Annotated in this window: 14 protein-coding genes; 10 read left to right on the forward strand and 4 right to left on the reverse strand. The window is 49.1% G+C overall.

The window, feature by feature from the left end; genetic code table 11:
* Positions 1-38 precede the first annotated feature (38 nt).
* Positions 39-551: a hypothetical protein gene (locus BAZ21_RS07075; protein ID WP_068498474.1), complete on the forward strand. Its 513-nt coding sequence runs from the start codon at positions 39-41 to the stop codon at positions 549-551.
* 233 nt (positions 552-784) lie between these two features.
* Here BAZ21_RS07075 and BAZ21_RS07080 read toward each other — a convergent pair whose 3' ends face one another.
* The 3 genes from BAZ21_RS07080 to BAZ21_RS07090 all read right to left on the reverse strand — a co-directional run bounded on the left by BAZ21_RS07080 (position 785) and on the right by BAZ21_RS07090 (position 4,470).
* Complete coding sequence (locus BAZ21_RS07080) at positions 785-1,663, reverse strand: (Fe-S)-binding protein (RefSeq protein WP_084011536.1); 879 nt, start codon at positions 1,661-1,663, stop codon at positions 785-787.
* Positions 1,664-1,902: 239 nt separating this feature from the next.
* On the reverse strand, positions 1,903-2,358 hold the full coding sequence (locus BAZ21_RS07085) for a MarR family winged helix-turn-helix transcriptional regulator (protein WP_068498475.1): 456 nt from the start codon (positions 2,356-2,358) through the stop codon (positions 1,903-1,905).
* A gap of 885 nt (positions 2,359-3,243) precedes the next feature.
* The gene (locus BAZ21_RS07090; protein ID WP_068498477.1) at positions 3,244-4,470 is read right to left on the reverse strand and encodes an acyltransferase; all 1,227 of its coding nucleotides are present in this window, start codon (positions 4,468-4,470) and stop codon (positions 3,244-3,246) included.
* A 206-nt stretch (positions 4,471-4,676) separates the two neighbouring features.
* On the opposite strand from BAZ21_RS07090, the gene BAZ21_RS07095 reads away from it, so the two are divergent.
* The 4 genes from BAZ21_RS07095 (at position 4,677) to hcp (ending at position 10,354) form a co-directional block, all read left to right on the forward strand.
* Positions 4,677-5,684: a substrate-binding domain-containing protein gene (locus BAZ21_RS07095; RefSeq protein ID WP_068498479.1), complete on the forward strand. Its 1,008-nt coding sequence runs from the start codon at positions 4,677-4,679 to the stop codon at positions 5,682-5,684.
* Positions 5,665-7,713: a cache domain-containing sensor histidine kinase gene (locus BAZ21_RS07100; RefSeq protein WP_176718114.1), complete on the forward strand. Its 2,049-nt coding sequence runs from the start codon at positions 5,665-5,667 to the stop codon at positions 7,711-7,713. The genes BAZ21_RS07095 and BAZ21_RS07100 overlap by 20 nt, the downstream gene beginning before the upstream one ends.
* On the forward strand, positions 7,685-8,965 hold the full coding sequence (locus BAZ21_RS07105) for a response regulator (protein ID WP_068498481.1): 1,281 nt from the start codon (positions 7,685-7,687) through the stop codon (positions 8,963-8,965). Before BAZ21_RS07100 ends, BAZ21_RS07105 begins: the two co-directional genes overlap by 29 nt.
* Positions 8,966-9,061: 96 nt before the next feature.
* On the forward strand, positions 9,062-10,354 hold the full coding sequence (gene hcp / locus BAZ21_RS07110) for a hydroxylamine reductase (protein ID WP_068498483.1): 1,293 nt from the start codon (positions 9,062-9,064) through the stop codon (positions 10,352-10,354).
* Between the two features lie 64 nt (positions 10,355-10,418).
* On the opposite strand, the gene BAZ21_RS07115 is transcribed toward hcp, so the two are convergent.
* The gene (locus BAZ21_RS07115) at positions 10,419-10,766 is read right to left on the reverse strand and encodes a helix-turn-helix domain-containing protein (RefSeq protein ID WP_068498485.1); all 348 of its coding nucleotides are present in this window, start codon (positions 10,764-10,766) and stop codon (positions 10,419-10,421) included.
* A 325-nt stretch (positions 10,767-11,091) separates the two neighbouring features.
* On the opposite strand from BAZ21_RS07115, the gene BAZ21_RS07120 reads away from it, so the two are divergent.
* The 5 genes from BAZ21_RS07120 (at position 11,092) to mmsB (ending at position 16,151) form a co-directional block, all read left to right on the forward strand.
* Positions 11,092-11,595 (forward strand): hypothetical protein, encoded by a 504-nt coding sequence (locus BAZ21_RS07120; protein WP_068498487.1) that lies wholly within the window; start codon positions 11,092-11,094, stop codon positions 11,593-11,595.
* A gap of 108 nt (positions 11,596-11,703) precedes the next feature.
* Complete coding sequence (locus tag BAZ21_RS07125) at positions 11,704-12,036, forward strand: nucleoside triphosphate pyrophosphohydrolase (protein WP_068498490.1); 333 nt, start codon at positions 11,704-11,706, stop codon at positions 12,034-12,036.
* 297 nt (positions 12,037-12,333) lie between these two features.
* Positions 12,334-13,419: a multiple monosaccharide ABC transporter substrate-binding protein gene (chvE, locus tag BAZ21_RS07130; protein WP_068498492.1), complete on the forward strand. Its 1,086-nt coding sequence runs from the start codon at positions 12,334-12,336 to the stop codon at positions 13,417-13,419.
* A 34-nt stretch (positions 13,420-13,453) separates the two neighbouring features.
* Positions 13,454-15,004, forward strand: a complete 1,551-nt coding sequence (gene mmsA / locus BAZ21_RS07135) for a multiple monosaccharide ABC transporter ATP-binding protein (RefSeq protein WP_068498494.1) — start codon at positions 13,454-13,456, stop codon at positions 15,002-15,004.
* Positions 14,988-16,151, forward strand: coding sequence for a multiple monosaccharide ABC transporter permease (mmsB, locus tag BAZ21_RS07140; protein ID WP_068498496.1), 1,164 nt, complete (start codon positions 14,988-14,990; stop codon positions 16,149-16,151). The genes mmsA and mmsB overlap by 17 nt, the downstream gene beginning before the upstream one ends.
* The last annotated feature ends 6 nt before the right edge of the window (positions 16,152-16,157 follow it).

Consider the following 16,157-nt stretch of genomic DNA (forward strand, 5'->3'; position numbering starts at 1 on the left):
AATATTAGATGAAAAAGAATGAAAGAAGGGTCTGCAACATGAAAAAACAATGGAAATTGATCGCTGCTACTCTGTATGGAGGAGTGATGATGTACGGTAGTGCGGGGACGGCCGGAGCTTCCGATATAGAAACGGGTCTCCAGATGCAAGCTCCTACTCCCAACAACTCGATTCAAGGTCAGGCTGGTCAAGGGAATACGGAGCCAAAGGACTGCCATCGACAAGGGCATGCTCACAAGCATGGGCATGGCCAACGGCCTGGCGGCTGGAATCATCATTTGAACGAAAAAGTAGCCAAGCTTTTGGGCATCACTCCTGCCCAGTTGGAGAATGAGCTGGGACAAGGGAAATCGTTGGCCGATATTGCAAAAAGCAAAGGAATCAAAGAAGAGCAGCTCATTGATAAACTGAAAAATGAAATGACCGTCGATCTGAAACGGATCGTTAACCGTAAAGGCCCGATTACATTTGAGCGTAAGTCTGGAGCTCCACATGAAGCTCAGTTGAAGCAAGAGTCAGGGACACCTTCAACCTCGGTTCACGAAAACTAAACTAAAAAAAGCGATGTTTGGTAGGCTGTTTGCAGTACAACGCAGATAAAAATAGGCAAGCAAAAGATAGGCGTTTCTGGAGTAATCCGGAAAACGCCCTTTTTTCATGCGCAACCCGCCGATACTTAGGACGTGGATGTTCAACAATTGAAGGATTATCCAGCGAGTTGTCTGTTTGGTAGCAGTCCCACAATCATAGTCAAAGCGTCTTTATCCACAATTTAAAGACTGATTCACCGGGCGGTCCGCATCGGATTCCTGCTCTCGCAGGGTACCTTGGTCTGGCACAGTCCGCAGCCAGCACCCGATTTGGCCTCGCCGCCGTTTAGAACCGCAAAGTCCCGTGATGCCTGGCCGTACACAAATTTCATGCAGGCGATTTTGTCATGTCCGCCGTCCTTGCTGATGGCTTGCACAGGGCAGCGGGTAATGCACACACCGCAGATGCCCTTGCTGCACAGCAGGCAGTTTCCGGTATGGCCTGTGGCTGAAGATGTTCTGGCATCAGGCGTCACCTTGAGATCGGTCACCACGGACAGCAGGCGAATGGCAATTCCTTTTTCGGTGATGAAGCCGTCGTTGATACTGAAGGTGCCAAGACCCGCAGCATATGCAATGTGACGCTCCGACCAGTTGGATATCGGCCCCCCTGCGGCACCATGGATACTGTACCAATCTGTATCCAGCGGCGCAACCGCACGGTAACCAAGGCCTGCTAAGTATCCCGTCAAATGCTGCCTCGCAGACTGTACAAAATATTCATCCCCAAAGGTTCGCAGCAGCACCCATTCCCTTGAGGCTCTATTTTTTTGCGCACGATTAGCCTTGCGGATCGTTTCGCTGATCGGCAGCACAACGCTGATAACGGTGCCTCCATCAAAACTCCCCATTCCAAAGGAACGTTCAAATGCTTCCTGCGGCGTGGCGTGGTCGGGCCCCACCACTCTTTTGTACTCCTCAAATAAAGGATCATTGGCCGCGGCAAATTGAATAATCGGCTCCTCGTAATAAGGGCTCTGTAATTCTTCACAAAAATTGCCTTTGTCTTCACTCACATAGGTTTTCATCTCGGCTATGATGTTTTCTCTCATATCCGGTACGGATTCAAGCATCCTATCCACATCCCTCTCCGTGATTATTGCTCACAGCAAAGCTTCCTTTCGGAAGCCTTATGCGGGCTAACGAATATCACTGACCTCTTACTACAGCTGGCGGTATTTCTCCGATGACCCGCCGACAATGCCCAAGTGCAATCCAAAGACATCTCTAGCCTTGATACCGCGAAACATTTCATTTTTTTCGTGTATATACACGAATTGAGCAAACACCTCATGTATGAGAAGGCGGCTAATCACAAACCCAAATTTTCAATTTTGGATAAGAGTAAGGTCAGTATTTGCAGCTCCCCGTTTCCCAATGACTCCTGCAAAAAACGCTGCGCCTCCTCCCAAAGCTCTGCCGCGTCGTTGTATACCGTTCTTCCACTCTCCGTCAGAGTAAGGCAGCGGTTGCGACTGCCCTCAGCAGATGTATCCTCCACATATCCGCTATGCTCCAGTGCCTTCAAATTGCGCACAATCGTGGTCCGGTCAAGCCGCATCTCCAGCGCCAATTCGCTTACACTTGCCGGTCCCAGCGCAGTTAAGTGCTTGAGTAGCGAGAATTGGCTAATATTGAGTCCGCTCGAGGCCAGATATCGGTCATACAGTCCCGTAACAGCCATCGAGGAACGGCGCAGATTGATGCAGGTACAGACTGAGGCTGACCGCTCCTGCGAAGATTTCTTATTCTTCCCTGTCGTTGCCATAGGTTCTCCATTCTTTGTACTGTTTCGTGTATCTACACGATCTCAGAAATAACAGGTTTTGTCAGGGAGATTTGTCACAGCAGTCAGCCCTGTCGGTCTAGTTGGGCGCTTCTTTCTTATCCGGCAAACGGACACCGGGTCTTATCGGGTTGTTAAGCCTTTGCGTTTTATCAGCGAAGCTTTTAAAGCAGAAGTAGATTGGAAACCGGAGAGGAACACTGTCATTATACGAAGTGCTGGCCAAGTAAAAATGCTGTAGTCCTTCCTGCTAATGAAAAGTTGAAATAACCAGTCGCTTGAAATCAAACAGCGACTGGTTATTTAGTTTTGCTGGAATGCGAGCTGAGCGATGCCTATAACAGCTTTTTTAGCTGGGAAATACGGCCTTGGGATACGCCAAGCCATTCAGCATATTCACCATGCTTGGCTGTTGGATGCTCGCGCATGAGTTTTCTTAGTTGTTCAACCAAATGTTGTGAAGACGACCGATTTGCTCGTTTTTCTTTATGCGTAGGTTCCTTAACAACAGGGACAGGTATTGGACTTACACCTATATCCCCTTTCAGATCCAGTATGCATTTTTTACATAGGATTTTGTTTGAATCAGAACTCCGTACTGGAAAATACATATAAGCTGAATTTAAAAAATGTACCCAAGGAACGGAGTAGGCGGAATGGTGCTGTACAAGCGAAGCGGTCGCTTTTGTCCCCTGATTTCTTCCCCGATCTTAGGCTTTATTCAAGAAATCAGGGGGCGGTGGCGATGGGAAGTACCATCCGACTGCGTAGTGGCACGATAGGTAACTTAAGTTCAACTTATATAGAAGAAACTTTCCACAAAAAATGTATTCGCTTTGGAAGGCTCTTCTGGAGCCTCCTTTTCTATTAGCCAAGCTCCTGCGTGCTTTTGGAAGCACGTTTGGACGAAGGGAACTGAAAACGAAACGGACGCCATTTCAATCGCTGGCGACCTTTGGAGCCGACAATCCAGTTGCCTCCCGGCAAATGGGCAAACAGCCAGCTAATGCCCAGCGAAACACTTGCCACGACGATAAACGTAATCAGCGTAGCCGTAAAATGATGGTCGCCCAGCGAAAGCGGACGTGTGTAATAGGATATAAAGGACAGCACGAGTGCATGTGCCAGATATCCCCCGAAGGAATAACGTCCGATCCAGTTCAGCATGCGGCGAAACGGCTCGGAGCGCTTGTCTTTTTGCAAATGGAGCAGCAGTCCGTACAACAAAAGCAGTTGCGAGACAATCAGCACAAAGGTGCTTGGCTTAAGATAGGTGGAAATATTGAGATTGATGGTATCGCCTGACTGGATCAGCATGGTGTGACCCATAAGCATGAACAGACCAATAAAGACAAATACATTCCAGGGCAACGTCTGTTGGGCCAGTCCCCGCCAGGTGTTCGTCATATAAGCGCACACTGCCCCCAGCATAAAATAGAAAAAATACATAACAAAGTTATAGGTGCGGTAATCTAACAGGGTCTGCCAAAAGGACGGCAACCGGGTGCTCCATGCAGTCATGTCATAATAGGACCATTGTAGCAGCAGCGCATAAGCCGCAGCAGCGATCAGCATGACAGCCAAAACAAGCTGCTTGCGTCTTTTCGTGCTATAACGACGTAGAAACGCTTGAACCTGCCCGGCCGCTTTTGCAAATAAGGGAAATAAAATGTAAAACTGAAAGATCATCACCACAAACCATAAATGATATCCGCTGACAGGTATAATCATTTCCTCAAGCATGCCCTTGTAAAAATAAATATTTCCCCACTGCGCAGTCGACCAGTTCTGAGTACATATCCAATACACGACCGTCCAGCAGAGAAATGGAACATAAATATCTCGAAACCGTCTGCCAATGTAACGGGGATAGCTAATCGGTTTGTTTCCATTATAAAAAAGCAGCGCCGCAGACAGGAAAACGAACGTCGGTGTGCCAAAGCGTGTCAAATGGTACAGCATCGCAAGCATAACGGAATCCGGCTGCTGGATGTCGCTGCGATAAATATATTCGCCAATACAATGCTGAAGCACGACAGCGAGGTAGGCAAGACCCCGCAGTTCTGTCCACTCCGCGATACGCGGCTTGCTCATCCATATCACTCCTTTTCCAAAAGATACGTATTGGGTCCTGTAACACAATTGTAGGTATTGTAACGCAGAAACATTAGTGCAGGATTAACGTTACCTGAAAGTTGGAAGAGTGTAAGTAGTTCCAATTTGATATGATTGCGTTTACAATCTAAGTAAAATCATAGAAAATTCACAGCTTAAGGATACGCGCGAGAAGAGGTGGACAAATGAAAAAAACGCTACTGGTATACATGCTGCTGATTGCGGCCTTTGCGCTCTATGTGTTCAGGTATGAACAATCTGGTCCGTTGAATGGCACTTGGGAGGAAAAAGGACTGCGAGGCAATATCGGAGAAACCTATATGATGATTACGTTCCAGTCTGGTTTGGAGTATTGGAAAAGCGGTCTCAAGGGCTTTGAGGATGCTGCAGATGCCTTGGGAGTAACTGTGGAGTATCGAGGGGCTACCCGTTATGATGCACAGGAGCAGACGACCGTCATTGAGCAGGCGATTGCCCGTAAACCCGCAGGAATTGCGATTTCCGCGATTGATCCGCATTCCCTGATCCCGGCGATTAACAAGGCATTGGATGCGGGCATTCCTGTAGTACTGTTTGATGCAGGAGCACCGGGGAGCCGGGCGTATTCTTTTTTGGGAACGGATAATTATAAGGCAGGCGTGACCGCTGCGGATAAAATGGCAGAGCTGCTGGGACGGGAAGGTGAAGTCGCCGTTTTGACAGTACCTGGCCAGCAAAATCATGAGGAACGCACGCGTGGCTTTCGCGATACTATCCAGCGTCAGTACCCTGCCATGAAGGTGGTAGAAGTGGCAGACGGCCGCTCAGACGCGATGGTATCCCGGGATGAGTCGCTCCGATTGATGAAAGCTTATCCGAAGCTGGCCGGGATGTTTGTCACCGAGTCGACGGGAGCTACAGGGGTAGGGGAAGCGGTATTGAGCCAAAAGAACCGCCACCCGCTGAAAATCATTTCTTTTGATACGAATAAAGCGACATTGGATATGATTCGTAGTGGGACGATCTCGGCAACGATTGCACAGGGAACGTGGAATATGGGCTATTGGTCGCTTCAATACCTGTTCCATCTGCATCATCATTTAACGATTCCTGCACCTTCCTCCTCCGGTGATAACGCTCCGCTGCCTGTGCGGGTGGATACAGGAATTTCGGTGGTCACACGGAAGAATGTAGATGATTATTATGCGAAATGATGATCGACAACAAACCTGGAACTCAAAAATATGGAAGCGCATCCATACAGAAGCGGAGAAAAGGATGCAGCGTTTGCGTTTACGCAATATGCCCTTACGGTATCAGCTCATGCTGTTGTTCCTGTTGTTTGGCATCGTGCCTTCGCTCGGATTAGGCTTGCTGGTCAACTGGACGGTGGAGCGGATTATTGAGCGGCAGGTGGAAGACCATACGATGCAGTTGATTGGCAAGGTGAACGAGGCACTGGATACCAAAATGGAAAATTTGCAGAACATGACGTATTTGATTGGTTTTAATCCGGACATCGGGAAGTTTTGGCAAGGTCGGACGCTGGCCGACGGTCATGCAGGTCATGCCAATCCAGTAACGCTGGAAAATCAGGGGGGACAGGCACAGAACTCGGCAATCCTTCCCAACCAGGCAGCAAGCTCTGTACAGGCACAGGATACGCTATATCGTATGAAACAATTTCTGCAGGGCTTTACTACCTTATATCCCGAAATTGCGGGGATTCTCATCGTGAACGAAAACGGTGACTATATCAGCAACGAAATGTATGCGAAAAGCACGCGCAGCCTGACCGAAGAGGACTGGTACCGGCAGGCGGCGCAGCATGCAGGTATTTTCACTGTGCTGGGACAGCCGATCCACCGTAATGTGACCACTCATGTCCGGTATAAGGACAGTGAAATTGTATCTGTCGTTCGTTCGGTCACAGATTCGGAGACGGGACGCGTGCTAGGCGTGATTATGATTGATCTCAAGCGGAGGGCTGTGTCGCAGGCGGCCAGAGACGTGACCTTGGGCAAAACCGGGTATTTAATGGTGACAGATGCTGAGGGGCGCAGCGTCTATATGCCGGATATGCCGCTGATTGAGCGTATTCCTCTGGAATGGTTCGGGGCAGGTGACAGCGGGATGTTTACCCGTCAGGCCGGAGGTCGGGAACTGCTGTTCATGTTCCGTGCTTCCGAATTTACGGGCTGGAGAACGGTGGGGGTATTCCCGGCGGGGGAATCAACGCTGGAGGTTCGGCAAATTCAATTTTATGTTGCTTGTTTTGTTTTCATTGTATGTCTGTTTGGCTTAACGGCATCCTTGCGCTTGTCGCGTTCCATTGCACAGCCGATTTTTCGGCTGATGTCCTATATGCGAACGGCAGAGACGGGGGATCTTACGGTTCGCCCATGGAGTGATCGCGGGGATGAGATCGGATTGCTGGGTCGGAGCTTTAATCGAATGCTGGGGCAGATTCGCCGTCTTATGTCGCTCAGCGAGCTCCGGGAGCGGCAAAAACGGGATGCCGAGCTGCGCAGTCTTCAGGAACATATTAAGCCGCATTTTCTATACAATACGCTGGATACGATTCATTGGATGGCCCGAAAAAATGGGGCAGACGACGTGTCAGACATGGTCGGGGCACTGTCGAGATTGTTCCGCCTCGGACTGAGCAAGGGCGATGACTTCATTCCGCTTCGCTCGGAGATGGAGCATATTTCAAGCTATATGCAAATCCAGCAAACCCGGTATCGGGACAGACTTCGCTGGGAATTGATCGTATCTGAGGAGCTGGAGAAGCTGTTCGTATTGAAGCTCATCCTTCAGCCGGTGGTGGAAAATGCCATTTATCACGGCATCAAGGCCAGACGCGGTCCCGGCACGATTCGGGTGGAAGCGAAAGCCGACGGCGACAAGCTGCTGCTGACGGTTCGTGACGATGGCGCAGGCATGACGGCAGCAAGGCTGCGGGAGCTGCAGAATTTGCTGGAAATGCCGCTGGAGGCGATGGAGCAGCAGCAGAAGCAAAGCAGAGACAATATGAACGACAGAAGCTACGGCATGCTGAATGTACAGGCGCGTATCCGGTTATCTTTTGGTGAGGAATATGGAATTGTACTGGAGAGTGAAGAAGGGGCAGGTACCTGTGTTACGATCATTCATCCGTTGCTGCGGGATATGGGACAACTGAGGAAGCCTCATGAAAAAGGAGAGGATCAGGATGACAAAATCAATGACTACAGGGACTGAAAAACGTCACATGGAAAAACGTTGTGAAGAACGTTATCGGGTACTGATCGCAGACGATGAGCCGATTATCCGTGAAGGGATACGGGATTGCGTAGACTGGACGGCTCTCGGCATGGAGGTTGCAGATGAGGCGGAGGACGGTGAAGAAGCGCTGGAGCTGGCGGTTCGGCTTGACATCGACATTTTGCTGGTCGATATGAATATGCCGATCATGGACGGAATTGAGCTGATCCGGCGATTGCGTGAAGAACGTCCCGAATGTCGCTGCCTGATCATTTCCGGGCATGATGAATTCGCTTATGCACAGGAGGCTGTGCGACTTGGCGTAGAGGACTATATTTTGAAGCCGGTAGATGCAGAGCAGCTTCACGCTGCGCTGTCGCGGCTCAGTCAGCGGCTGGGTGAAGAGCGCAAGCGTGCCGCCTATGTAGAACAGGCTGCCGAGCAGATACAGCGCAATATTCCGCTGCTGCGCCAGCGCTTTTGTCTGGAATTGCTGGAAGGGCAGCATACAGGAAAAGACGTCATGGAGCAGTTGGCGTTTTTACGTCTTCCATCCCGGGCGCCTGTTCAGATCGGTGTGGTGCGGTGGCCTGCAGTAGAGAAACGACAGGCGATTATGCGCGAAAATGACCGCCAGTTGTTTCTTTATGCCGCTGAAAATATCATTGCCGAGCTGCTGGAGGACCGTCCCCATGTCCTGTTTCGCGATGCAAACGGGCTGATCGGCATATGCCTGTGGCAGGAGGCGCCTGAGACGATCGGTGCTTCCATCGAGCAGGCTATTGGGCGCTATCTGAATATAGCGGTTCATACGCATGTGGAGCACAACGCCGGAGAGCTGGAAGGTGCGATTGACGCGTTCCGGGTGTGCCGTGACCGTGTGTACGGCGAATCGCAGCTATCTCCACTCGTGCGCCGGGCGCGGCAGCTCATTCAGGAAGGCTATGCCGATCGGGAGCTGACACTGGAGACCCTTGCCTCGCGGCTACAGGTATCTGCTGTGTATCTCAGCCGCGTGCTCAAAAAGGAGCTTAATGATAGCTTCGTGACCCTCGTCACGCGCGCCCGTATCCGCAAAGCGGTGCAATTGCTGGATTCCACCACGTTGTCCATCTACGATATAGCAGAGCGTACCGGATACGATAGCCAGCACTATTTCAGCACCGCTTTTAAAAAGACGATGGGAGTTTCCCCGGTTCAGTACCGCAAGGGTGGTGGAATCGGGGGCAGCGTGTCGGATCAGGAATGACATGAAAAATGTGTGTGTAATCACACCTGAGCATTTGAGGGTCTGTTACGCTGAGGATAACGAACAAATACCTATCAATATTTGGAGGAAAACAATATGTTTTGTTATCAATGTGAACAGACGCCGAGTGGCGGCTGTAAGGTAGTCGGGGTGTGCGGCAAGAATGAAACGGTAGCGAGCTTGCAGGATACGATGATTTTTGCCTTAAAAGGTATTGCCGCTTATGCGACCCACGCCAGACAGTTGGGCTATACTGATCCTGAGGTGGATCGTATTACGCACGAAGCGTTATATATGACCTTAACCAATTCTAACTTTAATGTACAAGAGCATTTGGAGATGGCAATGAAGGTCGGAAATGCAGCCGTACGGATCATGGATGTACTGGATCGTGCGCATACAGATCGTTTTGGCATTCCGCAGCCGATTACGGTCAGCCAGAATAAGATCGAAGGTCAATGCATCGTCGTGACCGGACATAACTTGTATGCGCTGGAGGAATTGCTGCGGCAGACCGAAGGCAAGGGCATCAATATCTATACCCACTCGGAAATGCTGCCGGCGCACGGTTATCCGGCGTTGAAGAAATATGCACATCTCAAAGGTAATATCGGCAAGGCCTGGTACGATCAACGCAGACTGTTCGAGGAGTTCCCGGGCGCGATCCTTGCCACGACGAACTGTGTCATGCCGATTAAAGGCACGTATGCAGACCGCTTCTTCTCTTATGAAGTAGCCGGGCTGGAGGGTGTTGCCAAAATTGTGAACGACGATTTCTCTCCACTGATTGAGCGCGCATTGGCACTGCCAGCCGCAGATGTAGAGTCTGAACAGGTGCTTACGACAGGATACCATCATGAGACGGTCATCGGGCTGGCTCCCGAGATTATTCAGGCGGTTAAAGACGGACATATCCGCCGTTTCTTCGTCATTGCAGGCTGTGATGCACCGGGTAAAGGCGGCAATTATTATCGTGAGCTGGCCACATCCTTGCCGAACGATACGGTCATTCTGACCACGTCCTGCGGTAAATTCCGCTTCAATGATGTAGATTACGGCACCGTTGGAGATACCGGCATTCCGCGTTATATTGATCTGGGACAATGCAACAATTCCGGTTCCACGGTGAAAATTGCTTTGGCATTGGCCGATGCTTTTGGCTGCACAGTGAACGAGCTGCCGGTCAGCATCGTGTTATCCTGGTTTGAGCAAAAGGCGGTGGCAATCCTGTTAGGCTTGTTCAGCCTTGGCATTCAGGACATCCGCATCGGACCTAAACCACCCGAATTTATCTCATCTGGTGTATTGGATGTGCTGGTGGAGATGTTTGGCTTGAAGCTGATTACAACAGCGGAGGAAGATATGAAGGCGATGCTGTCGTTGTCGTAAGGAGATTGAGAAAAGGAACTGCAAAACGCAGTTCCTTTTTTGTTACGATTTACTGTTTTATGATTCATCGTTCATCAAATCTTATAAATATGTCCGTAAGAACTTTTAAGGCCATTTCCGTATCTTTGGCTTCGCGCGTTCTCAGCAGGGACAAAATATGTTTGATACTCAAATCTTCTTCGGTAAGCTCATCATTTTCCTTCACATATGTAAGTAATTGATTAACGCTCACGTTCAACGCTTTTGCTATTTTTTCCAAATTTTTTAAGGATATATTTCTCTCCGCACGCTCGATAAAACCGATATAACTCGAATTGAATCCTGCTTTTTCGGCTAAAGCTTCTTGAGAAAGCCCCTGGGATTTCCGAATATCGCGAATACGTGTACCGACTAATTCCAGAAGTTCAGACATGGTTACACCTCTCTTTAGTAAGGACTTTACAAAATTGGATTCCAGTCGCTCCAAAGCGCAATATATTGACGAACTAGACTACTTCGATCTTAGATATTGTTTATTGGAAGTATTGGATTTTTGCAAAACCCTCTAGTTAGAAGTGTAGAGAAAGTGTTACATCTAATTAATGATTTATAGTAAGTAAATTGATTTAAAAACTACTATGTAGTAATATTTGTTATAAGGATTTACCGATAGATAGAAAATTATACATTTTTATGGTTCCGAATTATACTACGTACTCGTACTGTTTGTGAATATTTAATTCAGGAGTTGATTCCTCATGAAAAATGACTCCTTAAGTCCACGCTTACATAGTGATTCAGATTTCACATTCCACACCTATAGCGACACTAACCTGCTGAATTGCGTGATGGATCTTCAAAAGCTTGCCCAATATCAGATGAAGCTTGCCCAGCTCATGCGCAACCATATGCAGTTTTATAACTGCCTCGTTCTTTGTGATCGAGCGATGTTTTCTATGGGGAAGGCTATGTATGTTCATCGAAATCAAATCATTCCTTTATCCATTAGCCTATCCATGAATGATCTGCTCAGATTGATTCGCACGGATACTGAGCCGTGTTTAGATATGGTGCTTTTTATGGGTACCGTGCATTATCTTGTTTCCGGAGAGGATGAAGCATCCAAGGAGACGATGAAGCCGGAGGAAATAGACATGTTGCTTTATAAAACAGATCAAATTTTAAAGCGTTTATCACGGAGAATGGTAGCTCATCCAACCGAGCAGTATCTATCTATTTTTAAAGAAAAACCGCTCAATTAAATCGTTGTTGATTATAGCTGCTCCTACTCCCTCCAGTGATATAATGGCGAGAAGGGAGAGATTGGCCGCGGCCTAAAAGTTCCATAGCAGAAAGGGTTGTTATTACAGATGCCTACATACAATAAGCTGGTGCGGGATAAGATTCCGCACATGATTAAAGCTCAGGGCAAGGAATGCAGCGTACGCATTTTGGAGCCAGAGGAATATAAGCAGGCGCTTAGAATGAAGCTTCTTGAAGAAGCAGAGGAGTATTTTGAATCGGCAAAAGATCAGGATGCGCTGGAAGAACTGGCGGATATGCTGGAAGTCATCCGGGCACTGGCAGAAGTACATGGAGCGAATGCGACAGAGCTGGACAAACTGCGGGCAGACAAAGCCGAGGCACGAGGTGGCTTTCAGGAGCGGGTGTTTTTAATCGATGTCGATGAGGCTGAAATGTAGCGTGTTAATAACTGTGTTGCCAGGACTTTGCCATTGTTAAAAAGGTAAAGTCTTTTTTTCGTTTTAAAGATATATGAGTACCCGATGAACCCTCCCCCCCACACAAAGGTTAAAATTTTATAAAAAAAGTTCAAAACCTGCAAAGACCTTTCCCGGCCTGGAATGATACCATGTGGTTGCACATAAGAAAAGGAGAGGCGTTCATCGCCGCTCTATTGTAAGCGCTATCTAACTTTTATTCTAATCAGCACTTACCTTCAAAATGACCCGCATCACATGAGGAAAGGGGAGCTTCACATGAGAAAAGGAGCTGTCGCTATATGGCTTCTGGTTTTAGCCTTAATGCTTTCGGCCTGTAATTTGGCGGAGAGTGGAACGGGCAGCAAGGAAAAAGGCTATGTGGGTATTTCCATGCCGACCAAATCATCCGAGCGTTGGGTAGGAGACGGGGAGAATATGGTCCGGCTGTTTCAGGAGCAAGGCTATAAAACGGATTTGCAGTACGCCGAGGACGTGGTGGAAAACCAAATTTCCCAAATCGAAAATATGATCACCAAGGGTGTCAATGTGATGGTGATCGCTTCGGTGGACGGAAACACGCTGACGGACGTCATCCAGAAGGCGCATGACCGGGGGATTCAGGTGATTTCCTATGACCGTCTGATTCGGAACACGCCGTATCTGACGTATTATGCAACCTTCGACAACTTTAAAGTAGGTGTGCTACAGGCGGCGTATATTGAGCAGAAGCTGGGGCTCAAGGAAGGCAAAGGCCCCTTCAATATCGAGCTGTTTGGCGGCTCGCCGGATGATAATAACGCCTATTTCTTCTTTAACGGCGCGATGTCGGTCCTCAAGCCGTACATCGATTCAGGCAAACTGGTTGTACGCAGCAAGCAAATGACGATGGCGCAGATTGCCACGCTGCGATGGGATGGAGCCTTGGCCCAGTCACGGATGGATAATCTGCTGAGTGCCTACTATTCGGGGGCCAATCTGGACGCGGTGTTATCTCCTTATGACGGAATCAGCATTGGTATTATTTCGTCTCTCAAAGGGGTTGGCTACGGATCAGCGAACAAGCCGCTGCCGATCATTACGGGACAGGATGCGGAGCTCGCTTCGATCAAGTCGATTGTGGCCGGAGAGCAGACGCAAACCATATTCAAGGATACCCGCAAGCTGGCTGAGCAGACGGTTGTGATGGCCAACAGCATTTTACAGGGCAAGCAAGCGCAAGTGAATGACACTAAATCATACAACAACGGGATCAAAGTAGTTCCTGCTTATTTGCTTGATCCAATCTCGGTAGATCGCACGAATGTCGAAAAGGATATTGTCGGCAGCCATTATTACACCAAAGAGCAAATTGGACTGAAATAAGAGCAGGCTATCTAAAGCGAAAGGAGCGTATCCCATGACTGGAATCATATTGGAAATGAAGGGAATTACCAAAACCTTTCCCGGCGTGAAGGCATTGGAAAATGTAAATCTCAAGATCAAGGAAGGCGAAATTCATTCCCTGTGCGGTGAGAACGGTGCGGGCAAATCGACGCTAATGAAGGTACTGAGCGGTGTATATCCGCATGGAACCTACGAAGGGGATATTGTTTTCCAGGGCAAAACGTGTGAGTTCAAGGATATCAAGCAAAGCGAGGAATTGGGCATCGTCATTATCCATCAGGAGCTGGCGCTGATTCCGTACCTGTCGATTGCAGAAAATATTTATCTGGGCAACGAACGCGCCAGCGGCGGCGTGATTGATTGGAAAGAGACTTTTGTGGGTACACGCGAGCTGCTGGCCAAGGTCGGCTTGAGCGAAAATCCCAATACACTCGTTACGAATATCGGAGTCGGGAAGCAGCAACTGGTCGAAATTGCGAAAGCGCTTTCCAAAAAGGTGAAGCTGCTCATTCTCGATGAACCCACGGCGGCACTGAATGAGGATGATAGCGAAAATCTGCTTAATCTGATGCTGGAATTTAAGAAACAGGGTATTTCCTGTATTCTGATCTCCCACAAGCTGAATGAGGTCGCGAAGGTATCGGATTCCATCACGATTTTACGGGACGGGAAGACGATTGAGACGCTGGATATGAAAAAGGATGAGGTCACCGAGGACCGGATTATTAGCGGGATGGTTGGACGAGATTTGACCAGCCGTTATCCAGAGCGCCATGCAGAGATCGGCAAAGTCATTTTGGAAGTGAAGGATTGGACGGTCTATCACGAGCATCATGCGGAACGCAAGGTGCTGGATCAGGTGAATTTGAATATCCGGCGTGGTGAAATTGTCGGTATTGCCGGACTGATGGGGGCGGGACGGACCGAGCTGGCGATGAGTATTTTCGGCAAATCGTACGGACGCAACATCTCGGGCCAATTGATCAAGGACGGCAAGTCGATCCAGAATAACACGGTCACGGACGCGATTAACAACGGATTTGCTTATGTGACGGAGGATCGCAAGGAATATGGCCTGATTCTGATGGATGATATCAAGCGCAATATTTCACTGACGGGCCTGAACAAGCTGACCAAGGGTGTTGTCGTCAATGAGCAGGAGGAAGTTGTCGTTGCCGAGGATATGAAAAAAAGCATGAACATCAAAGCGCCGAGCATTTTACAGAAAACGGGCAATCTGAGCGGCGGCAATCAGCAGAAGGTGGTACTGAGCAAATGGATTTTTGCCGGGCCGGATATTCTGATTCTCGATGAGCCGACGCGCGGTATTGATGTGGGCGCCAAGTATGAAATTTACACGATTATTCACCGACTTGCCGCTGAAGGCAAGGGCGTACTGGTCATTTCATCCGAGCTGCCAGAGGTACTGGGCTTGTGTGACCGGATTTACGTTATGAATGCAGGGCGAATCACCGGAGAGGTTAGCCGTGAGGACGCGTCGCAGGAAACGTTGATGAGATATATGACCAAGTCAGGAGGCGTGAAGCATGGAAACCATAACTAAATTATTTAAAAATAACATCCGCCAGTATGGCATGATGATTGCACTGGTCGTTATTATGATCCTGTTCGAGGTGCTGACGGGCGGGCTGCTGTTAAAGCCGATTAATATTACAAATCTGATTCTGCAAAACAGCTACATTCTTGTGCTGGCCATCGGGATGGTGCTGGTTATCATCACAGGACATATTGATTTGTCAGTCGGCTCGATTGCTGCTTTTGTCGGCGCAGTTGCCGCCATTATGATGGTCGATTGGCAGCTTCCGGCGTGGATCGCCGTGATTGCAGCTTTGGTGGTTGGGGCGCTGATTGGCGCATGGCAAGGGTTCTGGGTCGCCTACGTGCGGATTCCGGCGTTTATCGTGACATTGGCGGGAATGCTGCTCTTCCGCGGATTGACGATGATTGTGCTGGAAGGCCAATCCATCTCTCCTTTTCCGGGGGGCTTCCAAAAAATCAGTTCAGGGTTCCTGCCGGATTTTGCATCCTCCGGTTATAACCTGGTATCCATCATTGTCGGCATCGCGCTCACGGTGTGGTATATCGTCAATGAGCTTCGCGAGCGTCGTTCCCAGCTTAAATACGGCTTTGAGGTTCCGGCACAGACTTTATTTGTACTCAAGCTGATTGTGGTGGCTGCTGTCATCAATCTGTTCACCTTTATGCTCGCAAGCTATGCGGGAATTCCGAACATTCTCGTACTGCTGTTCATTCTGATTGTCGTTTACTCCTTTGTGATGAATCGCACGGTTATGGGTCGCCATGTGTACGCGCTGGGCGGGAATGAAAAGGCGGCGGGTCTGTCCGGTGTCAAAACGAAAAAAGTAACGTTCTGGGTATTTGTAAACATGGGCGTGCTGGCCGCCATTTCCGGTCTGATCTTCGCTGCACGTCTGAATGCGGCTACGCCGAGAGCAGGTACGAACTTTGAGCTGGATGCCATCGCGGCATGCTTCATCGGTGGTGCCTCGGCATCCGGTGGGATCGGGACCGTTTTTGGAGCGATTATCGGTGGTCTGGTTATGGGCGTACTGAATAACGGCATGTCTCTGATCGGCTTGGGCATTGACTGGCAGCAAGGTATCAAAGGCTTGGTGCTGTTGCTGGCGGTTGCCTTCGATATTTACAACAAAAACAAAAGATCGGCTTAAGCTTCA

The organism is Paenibacillus kribbensis (assembly GCF_001705305.1).
Taxonomy (GTDB): domain Bacteria; phylum Bacillota; class Bacilli; order Paenibacillales; family Paenibacillaceae; genus Paenibacillus; species Paenibacillus kribbensis_B.

What these genes read in the sequence shown, in the direction of transcription:
- BAZ21_RS07105 (WP_068498481.1), top strand. Translation starts at nt 7,685, where the DNA reads ATGACAAAATCAATGACTACAGGGACTGAAAAACGTCACATGGAAAAA.
- BAZ21_RS07080 (WP_084011536.1), bottom strand. Translation starts at nt 1,663, where the DNA reads ATGCTTGAATCCGTACCGGATATGAGAGAAAACATCATAGCCGAGATG.
- BAZ21_RS07090 (WP_068498477.1), bottom strand. Translation starts at nt 4,470, where the DNA reads ATGAGCAAGCCGCGTATCGCGGAGTGGACAGAACTGCGGGGTCTTGCC.
- BAZ21_RS07115 (WP_068498485.1), bottom strand. Translation starts at nt 10,766, where the DNA reads ATGTCTGAACTTCTGGAATTAGTCGGTACACGTATTCGCGATATTCGG.
- BAZ21_RS07095 (WP_068498479.1), top strand. Translation starts at nt 4,677, where the DNA reads ATGAAAAAAACGCTACTGGTATACATGCTGCTGATTGCGGCCTTTGCG.
- BAZ21_RS07075 (WP_068498474.1), top strand. Translation starts at nt 39, where the DNA reads ATGAAAAAACAATGGAAATTGATCGCTGCTACTCTGTATGGAGGAGTG.
- BAZ21_RS07120 (WP_068498487.1), top strand. Translation starts at nt 11,092, where the DNA reads ATGAAAAATGACTCCTTAAGTCCACGCTTACATAGTGATTCAGATTTC.
- chvE (WP_068498492.1), top strand. Translation starts at nt 12,334, where the DNA reads ATGAGAAAAGGAGCTGTCGCTATATGGCTTCTGGTTTTAGCCTTAATG.
- BAZ21_RS07085 (WP_068498475.1), bottom strand. Translation starts at nt 2,358, where the DNA reads ATGGCAACGACAGGGAAGAATAAGAAATCTTCGCAGGAGCGGTCAGCC.
- hcp (WP_068498483.1), top strand. Translation starts at nt 9,062, where the DNA reads ATGTTTTGTTATCAATGTGAACAGACGCCGAGTGGCGGCTGTAAGGTA.
- BAZ21_RS07100 (WP_176718114.1), top strand. Translation starts at nt 5,665, where the DNA reads ATGATTATTATGCGAAATGATGATCGACAACAAACCTGGAACTCAAAA.
- mmsB (WP_068498496.1), top strand. Translation starts at nt 14,988, where the DNA reads ATGGAAACCATAACTAAATTATTTAAAAATAACATCCGCCAGTATGGC.
- BAZ21_RS07125 (WP_068498490.1), top strand. Translation starts at nt 11,704, where the DNA reads ATGCCTACATACAATAAGCTGGTGCGGGATAAGATTCCGCACATGATT.
- mmsA (WP_068498494.1), top strand. Translation starts at nt 13,454, where the DNA reads ATGACTGGAATCATATTGGAAATGAAGGGAATTACCAAAACCTTTCCC.